Consider the following 19084-nt stretch of genomic DNA (forward strand, 5'->3'; position numbering starts at 1 on the left):
ATTTTATTGTTATAAAGCATCCCTGTAATAAGTAATATGTTAGAACATTGTTATTTAGTCATTCCTATTCACCAGGTTAAAATCTATTTCCCTGAAAAGGTAAAGTAACAATTTACTCTACCAGAGTCATAAACGTCAGGGGACAATTAATGAGCCATTAACCAGAATGGATCACGAAATTTCCTCACCCAGTGTCAGATGAGGAAATCCATGTTGCTTTATAAATTAACTTTCTCATCCTCTAACTTACAGGTATTACAAGGTAGATTTTTGCCAATGAGGAAGCGATAAACTGCGGCCCCGAGGCAAGCACCAATAATCGGCGCCACAATCGGAATAATGAAATAAGGGATATCACGGCCGCCGGTCATTGAGATTTTTCCCCAACCAGCAAAGAAGGTAAATAATTTAGGACCAAAATCACGTGCTGGATTCATGGCAAAACCAGTTAATGGAGCGGTAGAAGCACCAATAACCGCCACCAGAATACCGATCAATAGTGGACCTAATGCACCGCGTGGCACACCGTTACCATCATCAGTTAGTGCCATAATCAGCCCCATAAGAATCGAGGTGATAATAATTTCAACAAATGCAGCCTGCCATACGCTGATTGCCGGTGATGGGAAGGTGCTGAAGATACTGGCTAATTGCAGACTTTCCATGCTGCCACGCACCATCTGGTGTGCGGCTTCGAAATCAGTAAATAAATTATGATAGAGCATATAGGCCAGTGCCGCGCCACCAAAAGCACCGGCAACTTGAGCAATGCTGTACGGGATGACTTTCCGTGCGGGGAAACAGGCAAATAGCCATAACGCGATAGTAATGGCCGGGTTGAGGTGAGCACCGGAAATTCCTGCCGTCAGGTAGACCGCCAGTGAAATACCCAGCCCCCACACGATACAGATTTCCCACAAACCAAAACTGGCACCTGCTACTTTCAATGCAGCTAAACAACTAATACCAAAAAACAAAAACAGCCCGGTACCGAGAAATTCCGCAATACACTGCGCTTTTAGTGAGTCGTTCATAGGGTTACCCTGCTTGTTATTAAATTAATACGTTATATACCCTAAATAATTCAAGTTTCAGGAAGGCGGCAACTGAGTAAATCCCCAGGAGCTTACATCAGTAAGTGACTGGGGTGAGCGAAGGCAGCCAACGCACATGCAGCTCGAAGTATGACGGGTATGGAAATGCACGGCCCATGACCTAGCCACTATAAAGAGAGCAAAAATGAAAGTGTTGTCGTGATGTGCCATTAATTAAATAAAAAATAGACCTTGAATAACAAATTATTGTCATTTCCGTAGAAAAGTTAGCGCCAACACCGTGTTAACAGGCACTTTTATGCTTTATTCCGCTATATGACTTTCTTGCCATTTATTCTTTCCGTTATTGTTATCAAGCTCGCACTTTTGTGGCTACTCCCCCCTCAGGTGTATCATTATATTTATGCGCGCGATCACGCGAACTATTTAATCGGGCAGGCGCGCAATTAGCAAATTTAATAGCTACTGTCACCTAATAAATTGTAATTCTGAATATGTAATAGCCAGTTATTATCACCCAACATCAACGAAATAACGTTTTAAAACATAATATTAAGTTATAGCCATGACAATAATTTGTTATTTCCTCACTAACCATTCCCGTCAGTAAATTCAATACAGCCATTCTTTTTCATTGCTTGTTTGTATATTCGTTCTCAGCACGAACCTGACAACTTTATTTTTAAACTTACCGAATTTGTTTTTTTAAATTTACTGAATGGCCCCAACACGACAATTTTTATTTTAGAACCTGAAGCGCGTTTGAAACCGTAATAGCTGTATTTCCAACGAACAAACATCAGGTCCCTGACATCCCCGTCGAGGTATTTATGCAACAAGAAGCACTAGGAATGGTGGAAACCAAAGGGTTGACTGCGGCCATTGAGGCTGCGGACACCATGGTGAAATCGGCCAATGTGACATTAGTCGGCTATGAAAAAATTGGCTCTGGTCTGGTCACCGTCATCGTACGTGGTGATGTGGGCGCAGTTAAAGCAGCCACTGATGCCGGTGCAAGTGCGGCTGCGAAAGTGGGTGAAGTGAAATCGACCCATGTCATCCCACGGCCACACACCGATGTCGAGAAGTTCTTGCCAAAGGGAAATAGCTAATGAAAAGCAATGACCTGGTCGACCAAATCATGGCGCAGGTGATAGCAAAAGTCAGCGAACACGCTCCGGCGTCTTCTAAACAACCCTCCTATAAACAACGAGATACGGCTATGGCTGAGAAGACTTGCAGTTTAACGGAATTTGTTGGTACCGCGATCGGTGACACGGTCGGACTGGTGATCGCCAACGTCGACAGCGCCCTACTGGACGCAATGAAGCTGGAAAAACGCTATCGCTCCATCGGTATTTTGGGCGCACGTACCGGCGCAGGCCCGCACATCATGGCGGCCGATGAAGCTGTCAAAGCCACCAATACTGAAGTGGTCAGTATTGAGTTACCCCGCGATACCAAGGGCGGTGCCGGTCATGGTTCGCTGATCATCTTCGGTGGTGATGATGTTTCTGATGTGAAACGTGCCGTCGAAGTGGCGCTGAAAGAGCTGGATCGGACCTTCGGCGATGTTTACGCCAATGAAGCCGGTCACATTGAATTGCAGTACAGCGCACGTGCCAGCCACGCATTGGAAAAAGCATTTGGCGCGCCATTGGGCCGTTCTTGCGGTGTGATAGTCGGTGCACCAGCGTCGATTGGTGTTTTGATGGCGGATACCGCCGTGAAATCTGCCAACGTTGACGTGGTGGCTTACAGCTCCCCCGCACATGGCACCAGCTTCAGTAACGAAGTGATTCTGGTTATCTCCGGTGATTCTGGCGCAGTTCGTCAGGCAGTAATTTCTGCCCGAGAGATTGGCAAAACGGTACTAGCGACCTTGGGTTCTGAACCGAAAAACGACCGCCCTTCTTATATCTGACGCCACAGTGAGGCTGTTTCATGAAATCGAAAAGATTTGAAGCGTTGGCGAAACGCCCGGTTAATCAGGACGGCTTTGTCAAAGAGTGGATCGAGGAAGGCTTTATTGCCATGGAAAGCCCGAATGATCCAAAACCTTCCATCAAGATTGTTAACGGTGTGGTGACCGAATTAGACGGTAAGCCACAAAGCAATTTCGACCTGATAGACCACTTTATCGCCCGCTACGGTATCAATCTGGCGCATGCGGAAGAAGTGATGAAGATGGATTCCATCAAGTTGGCCAACATGCTGTGTGATCCTAACGTATCGCGCCGCACCATTGTGCCACTCACTACAGCAATGACCCCGGCCAAAATTGTCGAGGTGGTTTCTCATATGAACGTGGTGGAAATGATGATGTCGATGCAGAAAATGCGCGCACGTCGTACCCCATCACAACAGGCTCACGTCACTAACGTTAAAGATAACCCGGTGCAGATTGCCGCCGATGCCGCCGAAGGCGCATACCGTGGCTTTGATGAGCAGGAAACTACCGTGGCCGTGGCCCGTTATGCGCCATTCAATGCCATCGCGCTGTTGGTCGGTTCGCAAGTGGGTCGCCCTGGTGTGCTGACGCAATGTTCGCTGGAAGAAGCCACCGAGTTGAAGCTGGGGATGCTGGGCCATACCTGTTATGCCGAAACTATTTCGGTTTACGGTACTGAGCCGGTATTTACCGACGGTGATGACACGCCATGGTCCAAAGGCTTCCTCGCCTCGTCCTATGCATCACGCGGTTTGAAAATGCGTTTTACCTCTGGTTCAGGCTCCGAGGTGCAAATGGGTTATGCCGAAGGCAAATCCATGCTGTATCTGGAAGCTCGCTGTATCTATATCACCAAAGCTGCCGGGGTTCAGGGGCTGCAAAATGGTTCAGTGAGTTGTGTCGGCGTGCCGTCCGCGGTGCCATCAGGCATCCGGGCCATCCTGGCAGAAAACCTGATTTGCTCTGCACTGGATTTGGAATGTGCTTCCAGTAACGACCAGACCTTTACCCACTCCGATATGCGCCGTACTGCCCGTCTGCTGATGCAGTTCCTGCCGGGTACTGACTTTATCTCCTCTGGTTTTTCTGCGGTGCCTAACTACGACAACATGTTCGCCGGTTCCAACGAAGATGCCGAAGACTTTGACGATTACAACGTATTGCAGCGCGACTTGAAAGTTGATGGTGGCTTGCGTCCGGTGCTGGAAGCTGACGTGGTGGCGATTCGTAATAAAGCTGCCCGTGCGCTGCAAGCGGTATTTGCCGGTATGGGCCTGCCACCAATTACTGACGAAGAAGTGATTGCGGCGACATATGCACACGGCTCGAAAGATATGCCGGAACGTAACATCGTTGAAGACATCAAGTTCGCTCAGGAAATCATCAGCAAAAACCGTACTGGTTTGGAAGTGGTAAAAGCATTGGCTCAAGGCGGTTTCGAAGATGTAGCGCAAGACATGCTCAACATCCAGAAAGCCAAAATTGCCGGTGACTACCTGCATACCTCGGCGATCATTAAAGGTGACAACCAAGTGCTGTCAGCGGTGAATGACGTCAATGACTACGCGGGTCCAGCTACCGGTTACCGGCTGGAAGGTGCACGTTGGGAAGAGATCAAAAACATTCCAAACGCGCTTGATCCGAATGAGCTTGGTTAAGGGGTTCACGAGATGGTGGATATTAACGAAAAACTGTTACGTCAAATTATCGAAGGCGTATTGCAGGAAATGCAGGGAGACAAAAATACCGTCTCCTTTAAGCAGGATACCCAACCCGCAGCGGCTACGGCCACTGTTGCTGAAGGAAATTTCCTGACCGAAGTGGGTGAAGCCCGCCCTGGCAGCAATCAGGATGAAGTGATCATTGCCGTCGGCCCGGCATTTGGCCTGTCGCAAACGGCTAACATCGTCGGTATCCCGCACAAAAATATTCTGCGCGAACTGATTGCCGGTATTGAAGAAGAAGGCATTAAAGCACGGGTTATCCGCTGCTTTAAATCCTCCGACGTGGCGTTTGTTGCCGTCGAGGGTAACCGCCTGAGTGGTTCCGGTATCTCTATCGGCATTCAATCCAAAGGCACTACGGTGATTCATCAGCAAGGCTTACCGCCGCTCTCCAATCTGGAGTTGTTCCCGCAGGCCCCACTGTTGACGCTGGAAACTTATCGCCAAATTGGTAAAAACGCCGCGCGTTATGCCAAACGGGAATCACCACAACCGGTTCCTACCCTGAACGACCAAATGGCACGGCCAAAATATCAGGCCAAATCAGCGATTCTGCATATTAAAGAAACCAAATATGTGGTGACCGGCAAGAATCCTCAGGAACTCCGGGTGGCGCTTTAACAAAGGAAAACACAATGAATTCCGAAGCTATTGAATCCATGGTTCGCGATGTGCTGAGCAAGATGAACAGCTTGCAAGGCCAGACACCTGCGGCTGCTTGTGCGGCACCAGCAGCCAGTTCGCGCAATGATGCCAAAGTCTCTGATTATCCGTTGGCAAATAAACACCCTGATTGGGTCAAAACAGCCACTAACAAAACGCTGGATGACCTCACGCTGGCTAACGTTTTGAACGGCAGTGTTACTTCGCAAGATTTGCGGATTACACCGGAAATCCTGCGTATTCAGGCATCCATTGCCCGTGATGCGGGTCGTCCACTGTTGGCAATTAACTTCGAGCGTGCGGCCGAGCTGACCGCGGTACCGGATGACAAGGTATTGGATATCTACAACGCCCTGCGGCCATTCCGCTCCAGCAAAGAGGAGCTGAACGCTATCGCCGACGACCTGGAACAGACCTACCAAGCGACCATCTGTGCGGCATTCGTCCGTGAAGCTGCCGTTTTGTATGTCCAGCGTAAGAAGCTAAAAGGCGACGATTAACGCAGTGATATCAATCAAGGGGAAGCGTGCCGTGGGGGTCGTAGCGGCGTAAGCCGCCGGAGCGCCCCTAGTACGATAGCCCCGTTGATCACGACATCCAGTTATTAGTCATTTAAGGATCGGATATGGATTACATCGTCGGTGTGGATATTGGTAACTCATCAACAGAAGTGGCATTAGCACAATGCACGGCTGATGGTCAGTTGCACTTTATTACCAGTACCCTGACCGAAACGACGGGTATCAAAGGGACTCAACGCAATATTTTCGGCATCAACAAGGCGCTGAATATGTTGGTGGAAAAGGCCGGTATTGCGCTAAGCGATATCAGCCTGATCCGCATTAACGAGGCCACACCGGTGATCGGTGATGTGGCGATGGAGACAATTACCGAAACCATCATCACCGAATCCACCATGATCGGTCATAACCCGAAAACCCCCGGTGGACTGGGATTGGGGGTTGGGCTGACCATTACTATTGATGAGTTAGTTACCCGTGACCCTGCCCAACCTTACATTCTGGTGGTGCCATCAGCGGTGGATTTCGCCGATGTCGCGGCGGTGGTAAATGCCGCTAACGGCGCTGGCTACCGCATCACTGCGGTTATCTTGCAACGGGACGATGGCGTGCTGGTCAGTAATCGGCTGGCGTATCCGCTACCGATCGTTGATGAGGTGCTACATATCGACCGCATCCCGATGGGCATGCTGGCGGCGGTAGAAGTTGCGATGCCGGGTCAGGTGATTGAAACCCTCTCTAACCCCTATGGCATTGCCACCGTATTTGAACTGAGTGCCGAAGAAACCAAAAACATTGTGCCGGTGGCACGAGCGTTGATTGGTACCCGCTCGGCGGTGGTAGTGAAAACCCCAGAAGGGGATGTTAAAGCTCGCTCGATACCGGCCGGTCATCTGGAGTTATTTGCCGACGGTCGCACGGTGCGGGTGGATGTGGCGACCGGAAGTGAAGCCATTATGACCGCGGTTAACAGCTTTCGCCATTTGGACAATGTCAGTGGTGAAGCAGGAACCAATATCGGCGGCATGCTCGAACACGTTCGCCAAACCATGGCGGAACTGACCAATAAACCAACCAATGAGATCTTCATTCAAGACTTGCTGGCAGTAGACACTGCCGTGCCGGTCAATGTCACCGGCGGTCTGGCGGGCGAATTCTCGCTTGAACAAGCGGTGGGCATCGCCTCCATGGTGAAGTCTGATCGCCTGCAAATGGCGCATATCGCCAGAGAAATCGAAAAGACTCTGAATATTGATGTTCAGGTTGGGGGGGCGGAAGCCGAAGCGGCGATACTCGGCGCGCTGACCACACCAGGGACGCAACGGCCACTCGCCATCCTCGATTTGGGGGCGGGATCTACCGACGCCTCCATCATCAATGCTCAGGGCCAAATCGTCGCCACCCATCTGGCGGGAGCCGGCGATATGGTCACGATGATCATCGCCTCTGAATTAGATTTACAAGACCGCTATCTGGCAGAGGACATCAAAAAGTATCCGCTGGCAAAAGTGGAAAGTTTATTCCACCTGCGTCATGAAGATGGCAGCGTTCAGTTCTTCCCACAACCGCTGCCGCCAGAGGTCTTTGCCCGACTGGTGGTGGTCAAGCCGGAAGGTTTGGTGCCACTGCCGGGGGATTACGCGCTGGAAAAAGTACGCAATATCCGCCGCTCCGCTAAAGAGCGGGTGTTTGTTACCAATGCGCTTCGCGCCCTGCGTCAAGTCAGCCCGACCGGTAATATCCGCGATATCCCCTTCGTGGTGTTGGTTGGCGGCTCGTCGCTGGACTTTGAAATCCCGCAATTGGTCACCGATGCCCTCTCTCACTACAAATTGGTGGCGGGGCGCGGCAACATTCGCGCCAGCGAGGGGCCGCGTAATGCGGTAGCCACCGGGCTGATTCTGGCCTATCAACGGGAGAATCACGGATGAATTTCACCCATGACACCCCCGCAATAGTAATCAGTCTGACCACACCGACACCCGAAGCCGTCTGGCATCAGGTGCTGCTAGGTATTGAGGAGGAAGGTATTCCCTGGCGCTGGCAACAAGACGACGACGGCGATGTAGCACAACGCGCCTGGCAGGCCGCAACCCGCTCCCCGCTATTGGTCGGGCTGGCCTGTTCCGGCGACGAAGTGGTCGTGCATTTCCGTAACTTACCGCCCGCCAACCCGCTATTTCGCCAGCGGCGCGGGCAGAACGAGGACCAACTACGGCGGCTTGGCAATAACGCAGCCCGGTTAGTCAAAGGATTACCATTTAAATAACCCCATACAAATCTCAGGGCGTTGTCGGTGCAGGCAGTTTGGACTTGGCCAGCGCACAGCCACCGGAGCGTACACCTGGTGTTGTAAAAGCCAAGGTTCGTGAGGATGGCGAGCACTGCCCTGGTTCAAAATGGCAAACAAGATAGCCCTTACTTGATAACAAGGATAAATGAAACATGAATAACGCATTAGGTTTAGTCGAAACCAAAGGTCTGGTCGCTGCTATCGAAGCGGCTGATGCCATGGTCAAATCCGCCAACGTACAACTGGTGGGCTACGAAAAAATCGGCTCCGGTCTGGTCACCGTAATGGTACGTGGCGATGTCGGCGCAGTAAAAGCCGCTGTTGATGCCGGTTCTGCGGCTGCCAGCGCGGTGGGTGAAGTGAAATCCTGCCATGTGATCCCACGCCCACACAGCGATGTAGAAGCCATTTTACCGACCTCTGCCTAAGGGTAAGAAGAGGAGCACAGCGTGAAAACGTCACTGGGTTTACTTGAAGTTAGCGGTCTAGCGCTGGCGATCAGTGCGGCGGATGCGATGGCAAAATCAGCATCTATCAACCTGATAGGTATAGAAAAAACCAATGGTTCTGGCTGGATGTTAATTCGTCTGACCGGTGATGTGGCCTCGGTGCAGGCGGCAATCAGTACCGGTGCCGCCTTTGCCGAACTGCATCACGGATTGGTGTCGCGCGCGGTTCTGGCCCGTCCGACAAAAGCCCTGTTGGCCTATTGGCTGACAGAGACTGTTGAGGTCACGGCCCCCGAAATCGCTGTGGCGATAGAGCCAGTTGTCGCTACAGCGCCTATTAACGAAGAGACGGAAGCAGCAGAGACTCAGCCCGCTGCGGCTACCGCCACAGATGATGTACCTGAACCTGTCTTTAGTGCTGAAAAAATCAGCACCGAAGAAAGTAGTGTGGAAAGTGAGGCTCTAATCGCTCCCCGGGTGAGCTGTAATCTCTGCCTCGATCCGGCTTGCCGACGCCATAAAGGCGAGCCTCGCTTTCGCTGTATCCACTTGGGTAAACGAGGAAAAGTCTGATGGAAAAAGCGTTACTGGAACCCGTTGTCAATAAGATCCTCGACGAAATGCGTCTTCGTCCGATCCCACTTGGGGTTTCCAACCGACACCTGCATCTTTCGGTGCAGGACTACCAACGGCTGTTCCCGCAGCAGCCGATTACTGAAAAGAAAGCGCTGCTCCAGCCCGGCCAGTACGCCGCCGAACAGACGGTAACGCTGGTCGGGCCGAAAGGCAGCCTGAAAAATGTGCGTATTCTTGGCCCGTTGCGTAGCCACAGCCAGGTGGAGATCTCCCGTACCGATGCACGCACGCTGGGTATCAATGCCCCCCTGCGGATGTCTGGCAATCTGGACGATACCCCTGCCATCACGTTAGTCAGCCCGTTCGCGGAGCTGACGTTACCCCATGGGGTGATTGTGGCACTGCGCCATATTCATATGTCGCCGCTGGATGCCCTTATCTATCGGGTAAAACACGGTGACCGGGTACAAGTTGCCATTCAGGGCAGTGGCCGTCGCCTGATTCTGGATGACGTAGCGATCCGCGTTTCACCCCAAATGAAACTGGAAATGCATATCGATACCGACGAGGCCAATGCGGCGGGTGCCGACGACCCTGCGGCATTTGCCACGATATTAACCTCATCAGGGACAACGCGGCCATGAATCTGACTCAGGCGCAAACCGAACAACTGGTCAGCCAGATTGTCACGCGGTTAGTTGAGCGCGAACGCCGGGTTCACGCCCTGCTACTGCCTCAATTGCGCGCCGGGCTTGATCCATCGGTATTCGTACACCATGCCACGCTGCATCTGATGTTGCCAGACCTGGCATTTATCCACCGGCTGGCACAGTTCGATACCACCTGCCCTGCGGTGGCGGCGCTAAACGAGGCATGGTCGTGGGGCATGAAAGTGCATATCAGCTTACATCGCCAACTACTGGCTGCTCTGCCCTGTGCCGCGCTGCACTCATTGCCGCTCAGTTTCAGCGACAGTCAGGGCGTTGCTATACGGTTGCACGCGGGCAAGGTTCTAAGTTATCGCGATATCGCCACTCTCGACTCCGGCTGGCTACTCATTGCAAGCCACACGCTGGTTACACCGCTGGCGCAGGACACCGTGTCAGCCCGTCACATTCAACTGTTAAGGCAGGAGTAAATCATGCAACTGGCCAGAGTGGTAGGTTCCGTGGTCTCAACGCAAAAATCACCCACGTTGATCGGTAGGAAGCTGCTGCTGGTGCGCCGTGTTGCCGGTGATGGCTCACTGCCACCCGACAGCAAAACGCCGGACGAAGTGGCCGTCGATTCGGTCGGTGCCGGTCAGGGCGATTTGGTCTTGCTGTCAGGCGGTTCCAGTGCCAGACGGGTATTTTCCGAGCCGAATGATGCCATCGATTTGGCGATTGTCGCCATCGTCGATGAATGTTCTTACTGATGATTAATGTTCTTACTGATTGAACGGGGACCTTATGAGCATTTATACCAAAACCGGCGATGCGGGCACCACTGCCCTGTTCACCGGACAACGTGTGAAAAAGAGCCATCCCCGGGTGGAAACTTACGGCACGCTGGATGAACTCAATGCAGCACTGAGCTTGTGTGCCCGCGTGACGCAGGGCGAGGAAAACCGTCAATTACTCGATGCCATACAACATCAGTTGTTTTATTTCAGCGCTGAATTGGCAAGCGAAGGTATCGAAACACCGCCTGCCGGGCGCAAAAGCATTAATGAACCCGAGATCCAAGCGCTGGAGCAAGCCGTAGACCGCTGTATGGCGGGGCTGCCACCGGTACAGGGTTTTATTCTGCCGGGTAGCAGTGAAGCCGGTAGCCGATTGCATTTTGCCCGCACTCTGGCACGGCGCTGTGAACGGCGGCTGATTGAACTGGCTGAACAAGTCCCGGTGCGCCCGGTGTTATTGCAATACCTAAACCGTTTATCGGATTGCCTGTATGCACTGGCTCGTGATGAAGACCAGCGCCAACAGTTACAACACACCACGCAAACCGTGGTGGCCCGTTATCTGGCGGCAACAGCACTCCCTCCAGCCACAAGTCAGCCACAAACAGCGGCCTCTCTGGGATTTTCTGATGTTCATCAGTTAGTTAAATTGGCGGTCGATGCCGCTATGAAATTACAAATTGCCGTGGTCGTGGCACTGACTGACCGCCACGGCAACATGATTATGACCTACCGCATGCCAGACACCTTGCTGGTCAGCAGCGAACTGGCACCGAAAAAAGCCTGGACCGCTGTGGCGATGAAAACGGCAACTCACCAACTTAGCGACGCCGTACAACCGGGGGCCGACCTGTTCCAGCTTGAGGCCAGTACCGGTGGCAAAGTGGTGAGCTTTGGTGGTGGCTACCCGCTATGGCGTAACGGCCAATTGGTGGGGGGCTTAGGCATCAGCGGCGGTAGCGTCGAACAAGATATGCACATAGCAGAAGCGGCCATATCGGCTTTACATCTGAGGAATGAATAATGAATACCAATGACCTTGAATCTCTCATTCGCACTATCCTCATTGAGCAACTGACGCCCACACCCGCGTCTGCCTCCAGCGCCATTTTTGCCAGCGTGGATGAAGCTGTCAATGCCGCTCATAACGCATTTTTGCGTTATCAACAAAGCCCGATGAAAACCCGCAGCGCGATTATCCGCACCCTGCGTGAACAGCTAAAAGCACAGTTGCCTTCACTATCAGAACGCGGTGCCAGTGAAACCGGCATGGGGAATAAAGAAGATAAGTTGCTGAAAAACAAAGCCGCGTTAGAAAACACCCCAGGTATTGAAGATTTGTCCACCACGGCGCTGACCGGCGATGGCGGCATGGTGTTATTCGAATACTCGCCTTTTGGCGTGATAGGTTCCGTTGCCCCTAGCACTAACCCAACTGAAACCATTATTAATAACAGCATCAGTATGTTAGCTGCCGGTAATGCCATCTATTTTAGCCCACACCCAGGCGCTAAATCGGTATCACTGGATTTAATCGCCCAAATTGAAGAGATAATCTTCAACAGTTGCGGCATTCGCAATCTGGTAGTGACAGTGAAAGAGCCAAGCTTTGAAGCCACTCAGCAGATGATGGCGCACGACAAAATCGCCTTGCTGGCTATCACTGGCGGGCCTGCCATTGTGGCGATGGGCATGAAGAGCGGCAAAAAAGTGATTGGGGCGGGGGCCGGTAACCCACCTTGTCTGGTGGATGAAACGGCTGAATTGGTAAAAGCGGCGCAGGATATCGTGGCAGGAGCCTCATTCGATAATAACCTGCCCTGTATCGCTGAAAAGAGCCTGATCGTGGTGGAAAGTGTTGCCGACCGGTTGTTGCAACAGATGCAAGCCTTCGATGCATTACTTATCAGTAATCCGCAAGAGGTCGACAGCCTGCGCAAAGCCTGCCTGACCCCTCAAGGCCACGCCAATAAGAATCTGGTCGGTAAAAGCCCGCTTGAACTGCTGAAAGCGGCGGGTATCGCTTGTCCGGCCAAAGCACCGCGCTTGCTGCTGGTTGAAGTAGCCGGTGACGATCCTCTGGTCACTACCGAACAACTGATGCCGCTGTTACCGGTGGTCCGGGTAAAGGATTTTGATGCCGGCCTGACGCTGGCACTGCAAGTGGAAGGCGGCCTGCACCATACCGCCACCATGCACTCACAAAATGTCTCACGCCTGAATCTGGCCGCCCGACTGTTACAAACCTCTATTTTTGTTAAAAACGGCCCGTCCTATGCCGGGATAGGCGTCGGCGGTGAAGGCTTTACCACCTTTACCATCGCCACCCCGACCGGAGAAGGCACCACCTCGGCTCGCACCTTTGCGCGCCAGCGTCGCTGTGTGCTGACTAACGGTTTTTCCATTCGCTGAGCGAGGACGTATGAAGACTTTTTTCCTGCAAACACGTATTTACAGCGGGGAAGGCAGCCTTAAGGTGCTGCAACGCTTCCATCAGCGCAAAATCTGGATTGTCTGCGATGGCTTTCTGGCCACCTCGCCGTTACTGGATCGCTTAAAACAGTCGCTGGCAGAGGATAACCAAATCAGTCTGTTCAGCGACATTACGCCGGACCCGAACATTAACACCGTGGTTAAGGGCATTGAGCAGATGCATGCCTTGCGACCCGATGTGGTGATTGGTTTTGGTGGTGGCTCCGCGCTAGATGCAGCAAAAGCTATTGTCTGGTTTAGTCGTAAACAGGGGATAGAGATCGAGACCTGTATTGCTATCCCGACCACCAGCGGCACGGGTTCAGAAGTGACCAGTGCCTGTGTAATCAGCGACCCGGAAAAGAGTATTAAATACCCGCTGTTTGACGATGAGATTTACCCGGACATCGCCATTCTGGACCCGGCTCTGGTGGTTACCGTGCCGCCAGTTATCACCGCCAATACCGGGTTGGATGTGTTGACTCACGCACTGGAAGCCTATGTTTCACCACGTGCCAGTGACTTTACTGATGCGCTGGCAGAAAAAGCGGTGCAGTTGGTGTTCCGCCATCTGCCCACCGCTTGCCGCAAAGGCGATTGCCTGATTACCCGAGGCAAGATGCACAATGCTTCCACGCTGGCTGGCATGGCATTCAGCCAGGCTGGTCTGGGCATCAATCATGCTATCGCGCACCAGTTGGGGGGGCAATTTCATATCGCGCACGGTTTGGCGAATGCCTTGCTATTGGTGCCGGTGATTCGCTTTAACGCGCTTGATGCACGGGCATGTAAACGCTATGCGCGATTGGCAAAACTGTGCCATTTCAGTGCGGCAAATAGCGATGAGCGCAGTGCAGTTAACCAATTGGTCCATCAGATTGAACAACTCAAACGTCAATGCGGATTACCTCAGCCGCTGGCCGCGATGAAAATCAATGAAGGCCAGTTAGAGCAACGCATTCCCGACATAATTACCGCCGCACTTGCCGACGTGACACTGCGCACTAACCCGCGTGCGGCTGACGGCAATGATATCCGTGGGATTATCGAGGCGCTTTATGAGTGACCTACACATTGCGGATACCTGCTTGCTACCCGCCTACGGTGAACTGGCTGATTGTGATGCCGTGACTATTCAGCAACGGGTTCAGCACGCTGGCGTGGTCGGTGCCGGAGGTGCTGGTTTCCCAACGGCGGTGAAGCTACAAGCGCAGGCCGAGATTTTTCTGGTCAATGCGGCTGAGTGCGAACCAATGCTGAAAGTGGATCAGCAGTTGATGCCGCGCCAGGCAGCCCGACTGGTGCGCGGTGTGCTGTATGGCATGAGAGCCACCGGCGCGCGGGAAGGCATCATCGCCTTGAAAGCCAAATATAGTGAGGCGATTGCCGCACTAACCCCCTTGCTACCATCACAAATCCGGCTGCACATTCTGCCCGATGTCTATCCCGCCGGTGATGAGGTTATCACTATCTGGCTGGCAACCGGTCGCCGGGTGCCACCTGCGGCGCTGCCGGTCAGCATCGGTGTGGTAGTGAATAATGTGCAAACACTACTCAATGTGGCGCGGGCGGTGGAACAGCAGTGGCCGGTGACTCGCCGCACCCTGACCGTAAATGGTGCGGTGGCGAAACCCTTAACCCTGACGGTACCGCTGGGTACCCCGCTGCGCGAAGTTCTGGCGCTGGCAGGAGGGGCTACCATCAACAATCCGGCCTATATCAATGGCGGGCCGATGATGGGCCATGCCCTGCATGACCTTGACCAACCGGTAACCAAAACTACCGGCGGCCTACTGGTACTGCCCGCTGATCACTTACTGATTACCCGCCGCGCCCGCAGCGACCAGGATGTGTTAGCCATTGCTCGTGCCGTATGTGAGCAGTGCCGCATGTGTACCGAGTTATGCCCGCGCCACTTGATTGGCCATGAGCTACCCCCGCATCTGCTGGTGCGCGCGATAACCTACCAACAAGTTGCCACACCAGACATTTTACTCAGCGCTCTGACCTGCTCGGAATGCGGGCTATGTGAAAGCTACGCCTGCCCGGTAGATATCTCACCGATGCGCATTAACCGCCTGCTGAAAACGCAGTTGCGGGCGCAAGGTGCCCGCTATCAAGGGGCGCTACGTGAGGCCGATCCGATGGCTAATTACCGCATGGTACCGATATCAAGGCTGATTGCCCGTCTGGATCTCACCGACTGGTATCAAGCTGCGCCATTCAGCGAACAAGGCTACCGACCACAACAGGTGGTACTGCCATTGCGCCAGCATATCGGGGCTGCCGCCGAACCCGTGGTCACGGTCGGCGAACGGGTCGATCACGGTCAACTTATTGGCCAAATTCCGAATAACGCGTTAGGCGCACCGGTGCATGCCAGTATCAGCGGCACGGTCACGGCCATCAGCGCAAATGCCATCACCATTAAACGGGCTGACGTTTATTAAAAGGAAGGGCTATGTCACAAGCCATTGGAATTGTTGAATTAAGCAGTATCGCCAAGGGCATGGAGGTCTGCGACTTGATGCTGAAAAGCGCTAACGTCAGCCTATTGGTGAGCAAAACCCTGTGCCCCGGTAAATATCTGTTGATGGTCGGTGGCGATATCGGTGCCGTCACCCAGTCGGTACAAAACGGCGAGCGGCACAGCGGGCATCTGTTGGTCGATAGCATCGTCCTGCCCAACCTTCATCCATCCGTATTACCGGCGATCAGCGGCCTGAATACGGTGGAAAATCGTCAAGCGGCGGGTGTGGTGGAAACCTGGAGTGTGGCGGCCTGTATTACTGCCGCCGACCGTGCGGTTAAAGCGGCCAATGTCACGCTGGTGCGCATCCATATGGCGTTTGGCATCGGCGGCAAATGTTATCAAGTGCTCAGCGGCGATATTGCTGATGTACAAACTGCCGTGGACGTTGCCAGCCAGTGTGCCGGTGAGAAGGGATTATTGGTTTACAGCTCAGTGATCCCACGGCCCCATGAGGCGCTATGGCGTCAGTTAGTTCAGGAGGCATGATGGAAAAGAGCAGCACCCCCGAGCGCGTAATTCAGGAATATGTTCCCGGTAAACAGATAACCCTGGCGCATCTGATAGCCAATCCTAATAAGGCACTTTACAAAAAACTGGGGCTGAATGATGTCAGTAGCGCCATTGGCATTCTGACCATTACCCCTAGCGAAGCCTCGATTATTGCCAGTGATATCGCTACCAAATCCGGTGCGGTTGAGATTGGTTTTATCGACCGTTTCACCGGTGCGGTGGTGTTTACTGGTGATGTGTCAGCGGTGGAATATGCGCTGAAACAGGTGATCCACACCCTCGGCGACATGATGAAATTTACCGCCTGCCCAATGACCCGGACCTGATGCCATGCAACGCATCATGTTGATTGGCCCTAGCCAGTGCGGCAAAACCTCGCTTATCCAGCGTTTGCAGGGTGAGGCGCTTAATTACCAGAAAACCCAAGCCATTATCTGGCAGGACAATGCCATTGATACTCCCGGTGAATACCTGGAAAACCGCTGTTTATACAGTGCGTTACTGGCAAGCGCCTGTGAAGCGGATGTGGTGGGGCTGGTACAAAATGCGGATGCGACCCAAAGCTGGTTTGCCCCGATGTTGGCGCAGGTTTTCAACCAGCCGGTCATTGGCATTATCAGTAAAGCCGACACCGTTAACCACCCAGACCAATTGCGTTGGGCTGCTGACAGCCTCACGCAGGCGGGCGCACAACACCTATTTGTGACCTCGGCGCTGAGCGGTGAGGGATTAACCGACCTTATTACTTATTTGAATCATTCTGGAGAGTCGCATGCCCGGTAAGATTATGGCGATTAACGCCGGCAGTTCTTCGTTGAAGTTTCAGTTGTTTTCCTTACCTGATGAAAAAGTGATCTGTCAGGGATTAATCGAACGTATCGGTATGGATGATGCGATATTTAACCTCCGCGCCACAGATGTGAAATGGCGCGAGATTCTGCCTATCGCCGATTGCCGCCAAGGTGCTGAACACCTACTTCACGCGCTGATTGAACACAATATTATTGATTCGCTGGATGAAATTACCGGTGTCGGCCATCGTGTCGCGCACGGCGGTGAAGCATTCGCCGATTCGGTCGTGATAACCCCCGAGGTGCTGGATAAGATAGAGCAGCTTGGCGCACTGGCCCCCCTGCATAATCCGGTTAATGCGCTCGGTATCCGGGTGTTCCAACATGCCCTGCCCCATGCCAGCGCAGTGGCGGTATTTGATACCGCATTCCACCAAACGCTGAGCCAGACCGCCTATTTGTATCCATTACCGTGGCGTTACTATGAAGAGCTGGGTATTCGCCGTTATGGTTTCCATGGCACCAGTCATAAATATGTCAGTGCCGTTTGCGCCGAACGAATGGGGCGGCCCTTGGAAGAACTGCGCATTGTCTCCTGCCATCTTGGCAACGGCTCCAGCATTTGTGCTATCGGCAACGGCCAGTCGGTGAATACCTCGATGGGCTTCACCCCGCAGGCCGGTATCATGATGGGCACCCGCAGCGGTGATATTGACCCCTCCATCCTACCGTTTATTCAGCAAGCGGAAGGAAAAAGCGCCAGTGAAATCAACCATTTGATTAATAACCAGTCCGGCTTGCTGGGTGTCTCCGGCATCTCACACGATTATCGCGATGTCGAACATGCCGCCGCCAATGGCAACCCGCGCGCTAAAGTGGCGCTCGACCTGTTTGCCGAACGTATCCGCGCGGTGATTGGCAGCTATATCGTGCAACTGGGCGGAATTGATGCACTGATATTTACCGGCGGTATCGGTGAAAATGCCCGCACAGCCCGCCAGCAGATCTGCCGTGGTTTAGCCTTTCTCGGTATCGAGTTGGACGAAGAGAAAAATATCAACAATCAGCCATTTATCCAACATGACTCGGCGCCGGTACAGATTGCTATCGTCAATACCAATGAAGAATTAATGATTGCCCGTGATGTCATTCGCGTGGCCCTGAATCTGCCGGTACAACCGGCCCTCGCCGCACAATGAGAGGCAATATGAAAAGTGGGAAAGTTTGGTTGGTAGGCGCCGGGCCTGGGGATGCCGCGCTGATTACGGTGAAGGGATTACATGTTATTCGTCGCGCTGACGCGTTGGTCTATGACCGTTTGGTGTGTGCTGAGTTACTGGCAGAAGCCCCTGATGGTTGTGAAATGATCAATGTGGGCAAAAACCCCAATCACCATTTGGTGCCACAAACAGAAATCAATCAAATTCTGGTTGATTGCGCCCAACGTGGGCTAAATGTGGTGCGACTCAAAGGTGGTGATCCTTATGTCTTTGGGCGCGGCGGTGAAGAGGCTGAAACACTGGCGTTGGCGGGTATTCCGTTTGAGGTAGTTCCAGGGATAAGCTCCGCCATTGGCGGGTTGGCTTATGCCGGTATTCCGGTAACACATCGTGATTATGCCTCAGGCTTTCATGTGATAACCGGCCATTTGCGCCAAGGCAACGAGCCGCAGGACTGGGCAACATTAGCCAAGCTGGAAGGTACGCTGATTATCCTGATGGGAATGACACAACTGGCAACCATTTGCCAGCAATTAGTCGCCGGGGGGAAAGCCCCCACGACCCCTGCCGCCGTGGTGATGTACGCCAGCCACCAGCAGCAACAAGTTGCCAGCGGCACATTGCTTACATTAGCCGATCAAGTTGCCGCGCAGGGTTTATCGGCACCGGCGCTGATTGTCATTGGCGACGTGGTTCGCCTACGAGATGTGCTCGCCTTCACGCCGGAGCTATTGTCGCTAAACGCCATTCCCTCGCTGATATACCCAAAGTCATTGGCGTTATAGGTAGGCTGCAAGTAAACGCATCCCTATGAGTTTATTCATATAGGGTCAACTACAAGTAAGTGATTCGGGTGCGTGAGTGTAGCGAACAACCCTACAG

22 protein-coding genes are annotated in these 19084 nt (G+C 53.0%); 21 read left to right on the forward strand and 1 reads right to left on the reverse strand.

Features of this window, described 5'->3' with window-relative positions:
* Positions 1-218: 218 nt before the first annotated feature.
* Complete coding sequence (gene pduF, locus V2A85_RS03885; protein WP_083159268.1) at positions 219-1034, reverse strand: propanediol diffusion facilitator PduF; 816 nt, start codon at positions 1032-1034, stop codon at positions 219-221.
* 851 nt (positions 1035-1885) lie between these two features.
* Between pduF and pduA the strand changes: the two genes are divergently transcribed.
* From pduA to cobA, 21 genes are all read left to right on the forward strand, one after another.
* Entirely contained in the window at positions 1886-2167 is a 282-nt protein-coding gene (gene pduA, locus V2A85_RS03890; protein WP_032906380.1) for a propanediol utilization microcompartment protein PduA, read from the forward strand.
* Positions 2167-2979: a propanediol utilization microcompartment protein PduB gene (gene pduB, locus V2A85_RS03895; protein ID WP_004699354.1), complete on the forward strand. Its 813-nt coding sequence runs from the start codon at positions 2167-2169 to the stop codon at positions 2977-2979. Before pduA ends, pduB begins: the two co-directional genes overlap by 1 nt.
* Positions 2980-2999: 20 nt before the next feature.
* Entirely contained in the window at positions 3000-4664 is a 1665-nt protein-coding gene (gene pduC / locus V2A85_RS03900; protein WP_420070912.1) for a propanediol dehydratase large subunit PduC, read from the forward strand.
* A 15-nt stretch (positions 4665-4679) separates the two neighbouring features.
* Positions 4680-5351: a propanediol/glycerol family dehydratase medium subunit gene (locus tag V2A85_RS03905; RefSeq protein WP_372559863.1), complete on the forward strand. Its 672-nt coding sequence runs from the start codon at positions 4680-4682 to the stop codon at positions 5349-5351.
* A gap of 14 nt (positions 5352-5365) precedes the next feature.
* Positions 5366-5893 (forward strand): propanediol dehydratase small subunit PduE, encoded by a 528-nt coding sequence (gene pduE, locus V2A85_RS03910; protein ID WP_420070913.1) that lies wholly within the window; start codon positions 5366-5368, stop codon positions 5891-5893.
* A gap of 125 nt (positions 5894-6018) precedes the next feature.
* Positions 6019-7845 carry a diol dehydratase reactivase subunit alpha gene (locus V2A85_RS03915; RefSeq protein ID WP_420070914.1) on the forward strand — a complete coding sequence of 609 codons (1827 nt, stop codon included), beginning with the start codon at positions 6019-6021 and terminating at the stop codon, positions 7843-7845.
* Positions 7842-8183 (forward strand): glycerol dehydratase reactivase beta/small subunit family protein, encoded by a 342-nt coding sequence (locus tag V2A85_RS03920; protein WP_372558489.1) that lies wholly within the window; start codon positions 7842-7844, stop codon positions 8181-8183. The genes V2A85_RS03915 and V2A85_RS03920 overlap by 4 nt, the downstream gene beginning before the upstream one ends.
* Positions 8184-8359: 176 nt before the next feature.
* Positions 8360-8635, forward strand: coding sequence for a propanediol utilization microcompartment protein PduJ (pduJ, locus tag V2A85_RS03925; RefSeq protein WP_004090424.1), 276 nt, complete (start codon positions 8360-8362; stop codon positions 8633-8635).
* Between the two features lie 21 nt (positions 8636-8656).
* A complete protein-coding gene (locus V2A85_RS03930; protein ID WP_420070915.1) occupies positions 8657-9229 on the forward strand; it encodes a BMC domain-containing protein in 573 nt (190 codons plus the stop codon).
* Positions 9229-9876 carry a phosphate propanoyltransferase gene (locus tag V2A85_RS03935; protein ID WP_050084484.1) on the forward strand — a complete coding sequence of 216 codons (648 nt, stop codon included), beginning with the start codon at positions 9229-9231 and terminating at the stop codon, positions 9874-9876. The genes V2A85_RS03930 and V2A85_RS03935 overlap by 1 nt, the downstream gene beginning before the upstream one ends.
* Positions 9873-10370, forward strand: a complete 498-nt coding sequence (gene pduM, locus V2A85_RS03940; protein ID WP_083159274.1) for a microcompartment protein PduM — start codon at positions 9873-9875, stop codon at positions 10368-10370. Before V2A85_RS03935 ends, pduM begins: the two co-directional genes overlap by 4 nt.
* A gap of 3 nt (positions 10371-10373) precedes the next feature.
* A complete protein-coding gene (locus V2A85_RS03945) occupies positions 10374-10649 on the forward strand; it encodes a EutN/CcmL family microcompartment protein (RefSeq protein ID WP_005185294.1) in 276 nt (91 codons plus the stop codon).
* Positions 10650-10683: 34 nt separating this feature from the next.
* Complete coding sequence (locus V2A85_RS03950) at positions 10684-11700, forward strand: cob(I)yrinic acid a,c-diamide adenosyltransferase (protein WP_372558487.1); 1017 nt, start codon at positions 10684-10686, stop codon at positions 11698-11700.
* The gene (locus V2A85_RS03955; protein WP_420070916.1) at positions 11700-13088 is read left to right on the forward strand and encodes an aldehyde dehydrogenase family protein; all 1389 of its coding nucleotides are present in this window, start codon (positions 11700-11702) and stop codon (positions 13086-13088) included. Before V2A85_RS03950 ends, V2A85_RS03955 begins: the two co-directional genes overlap by 1 nt.
* A gap of 10 nt (positions 13089-13098) precedes the next feature.
* Positions 13099-14214, forward strand: coding sequence for a 1-propanol dehydrogenase PduQ (locus V2A85_RS03960; RefSeq protein ID WP_372558486.1), 1116 nt, complete (start codon positions 13099-13101; stop codon positions 14212-14214).
* On the forward strand, positions 14207-15598 hold the full coding sequence (locus tag V2A85_RS03965; RefSeq protein ID WP_372558485.1) for a 4Fe-4S dicluster domain-containing protein: 1392 nt from the start codon (positions 14207-14209) through the stop codon (positions 15596-15598). The genes V2A85_RS03960 and V2A85_RS03965 overlap by 8 nt, the downstream gene beginning before the upstream one ends.
* Before the next feature lie 11 nt (positions 15599-15609).
* Positions 15610-16167 carry a BMC domain-containing protein gene (locus V2A85_RS03970; protein WP_005185285.1) on the forward strand — a complete coding sequence of 186 codons (558 nt, stop codon included), beginning with the start codon at positions 15610-15612 and terminating at the stop codon, positions 16165-16167.
* Entirely contained in the window at positions 16167-16517 is a 351-nt protein-coding gene (gene pduU / locus V2A85_RS03975; protein WP_032813079.1) for a propanediol utilization microcompartment protein PduU, read from the forward strand. Before V2A85_RS03970 ends, pduU begins: the two co-directional genes overlap by 1 nt.
* Before the next feature lie 4 nt (positions 16518-16521).
* The gene (locus V2A85_RS03980) at positions 16522-16974 is read left to right on the forward strand and encodes a EutP/PduV family microcompartment system protein (RefSeq protein WP_372558484.1); all 453 of its coding nucleotides are present in this window, start codon (positions 16522-16524) and stop codon (positions 16972-16974) included.
* Positions 16964-18181, forward strand: coding sequence for an acetate/propionate family kinase (locus V2A85_RS03985; protein ID WP_420070917.1), 1218 nt, complete (start codon positions 16964-16966; stop codon positions 18179-18181). The genes V2A85_RS03980 and V2A85_RS03985 overlap by 11 nt, the downstream gene beginning before the upstream one ends.
* A gap of 8 nt (positions 18182-18189) precedes the next feature.
* A complete protein-coding gene (gene cobA, locus V2A85_RS03990) occupies positions 18190-18987 on the forward strand; it encodes a uroporphyrinogen-III C-methyltransferase (protein WP_420070918.1) in 798 nt (265 codons plus the stop codon).
* Positions 18988-19084 lie beyond the last annotated feature (97 nt).

The sequence above is a fragment of the Yersinia sp. 1252 StPb PI genome (assembly GCF_048593885.1).
Lineage (GTDB): Bacteria > Pseudomonadota > Gammaproteobacteria > Enterobacterales > Enterobacteriaceae > Yersinia > Yersinia enterocolitica_E.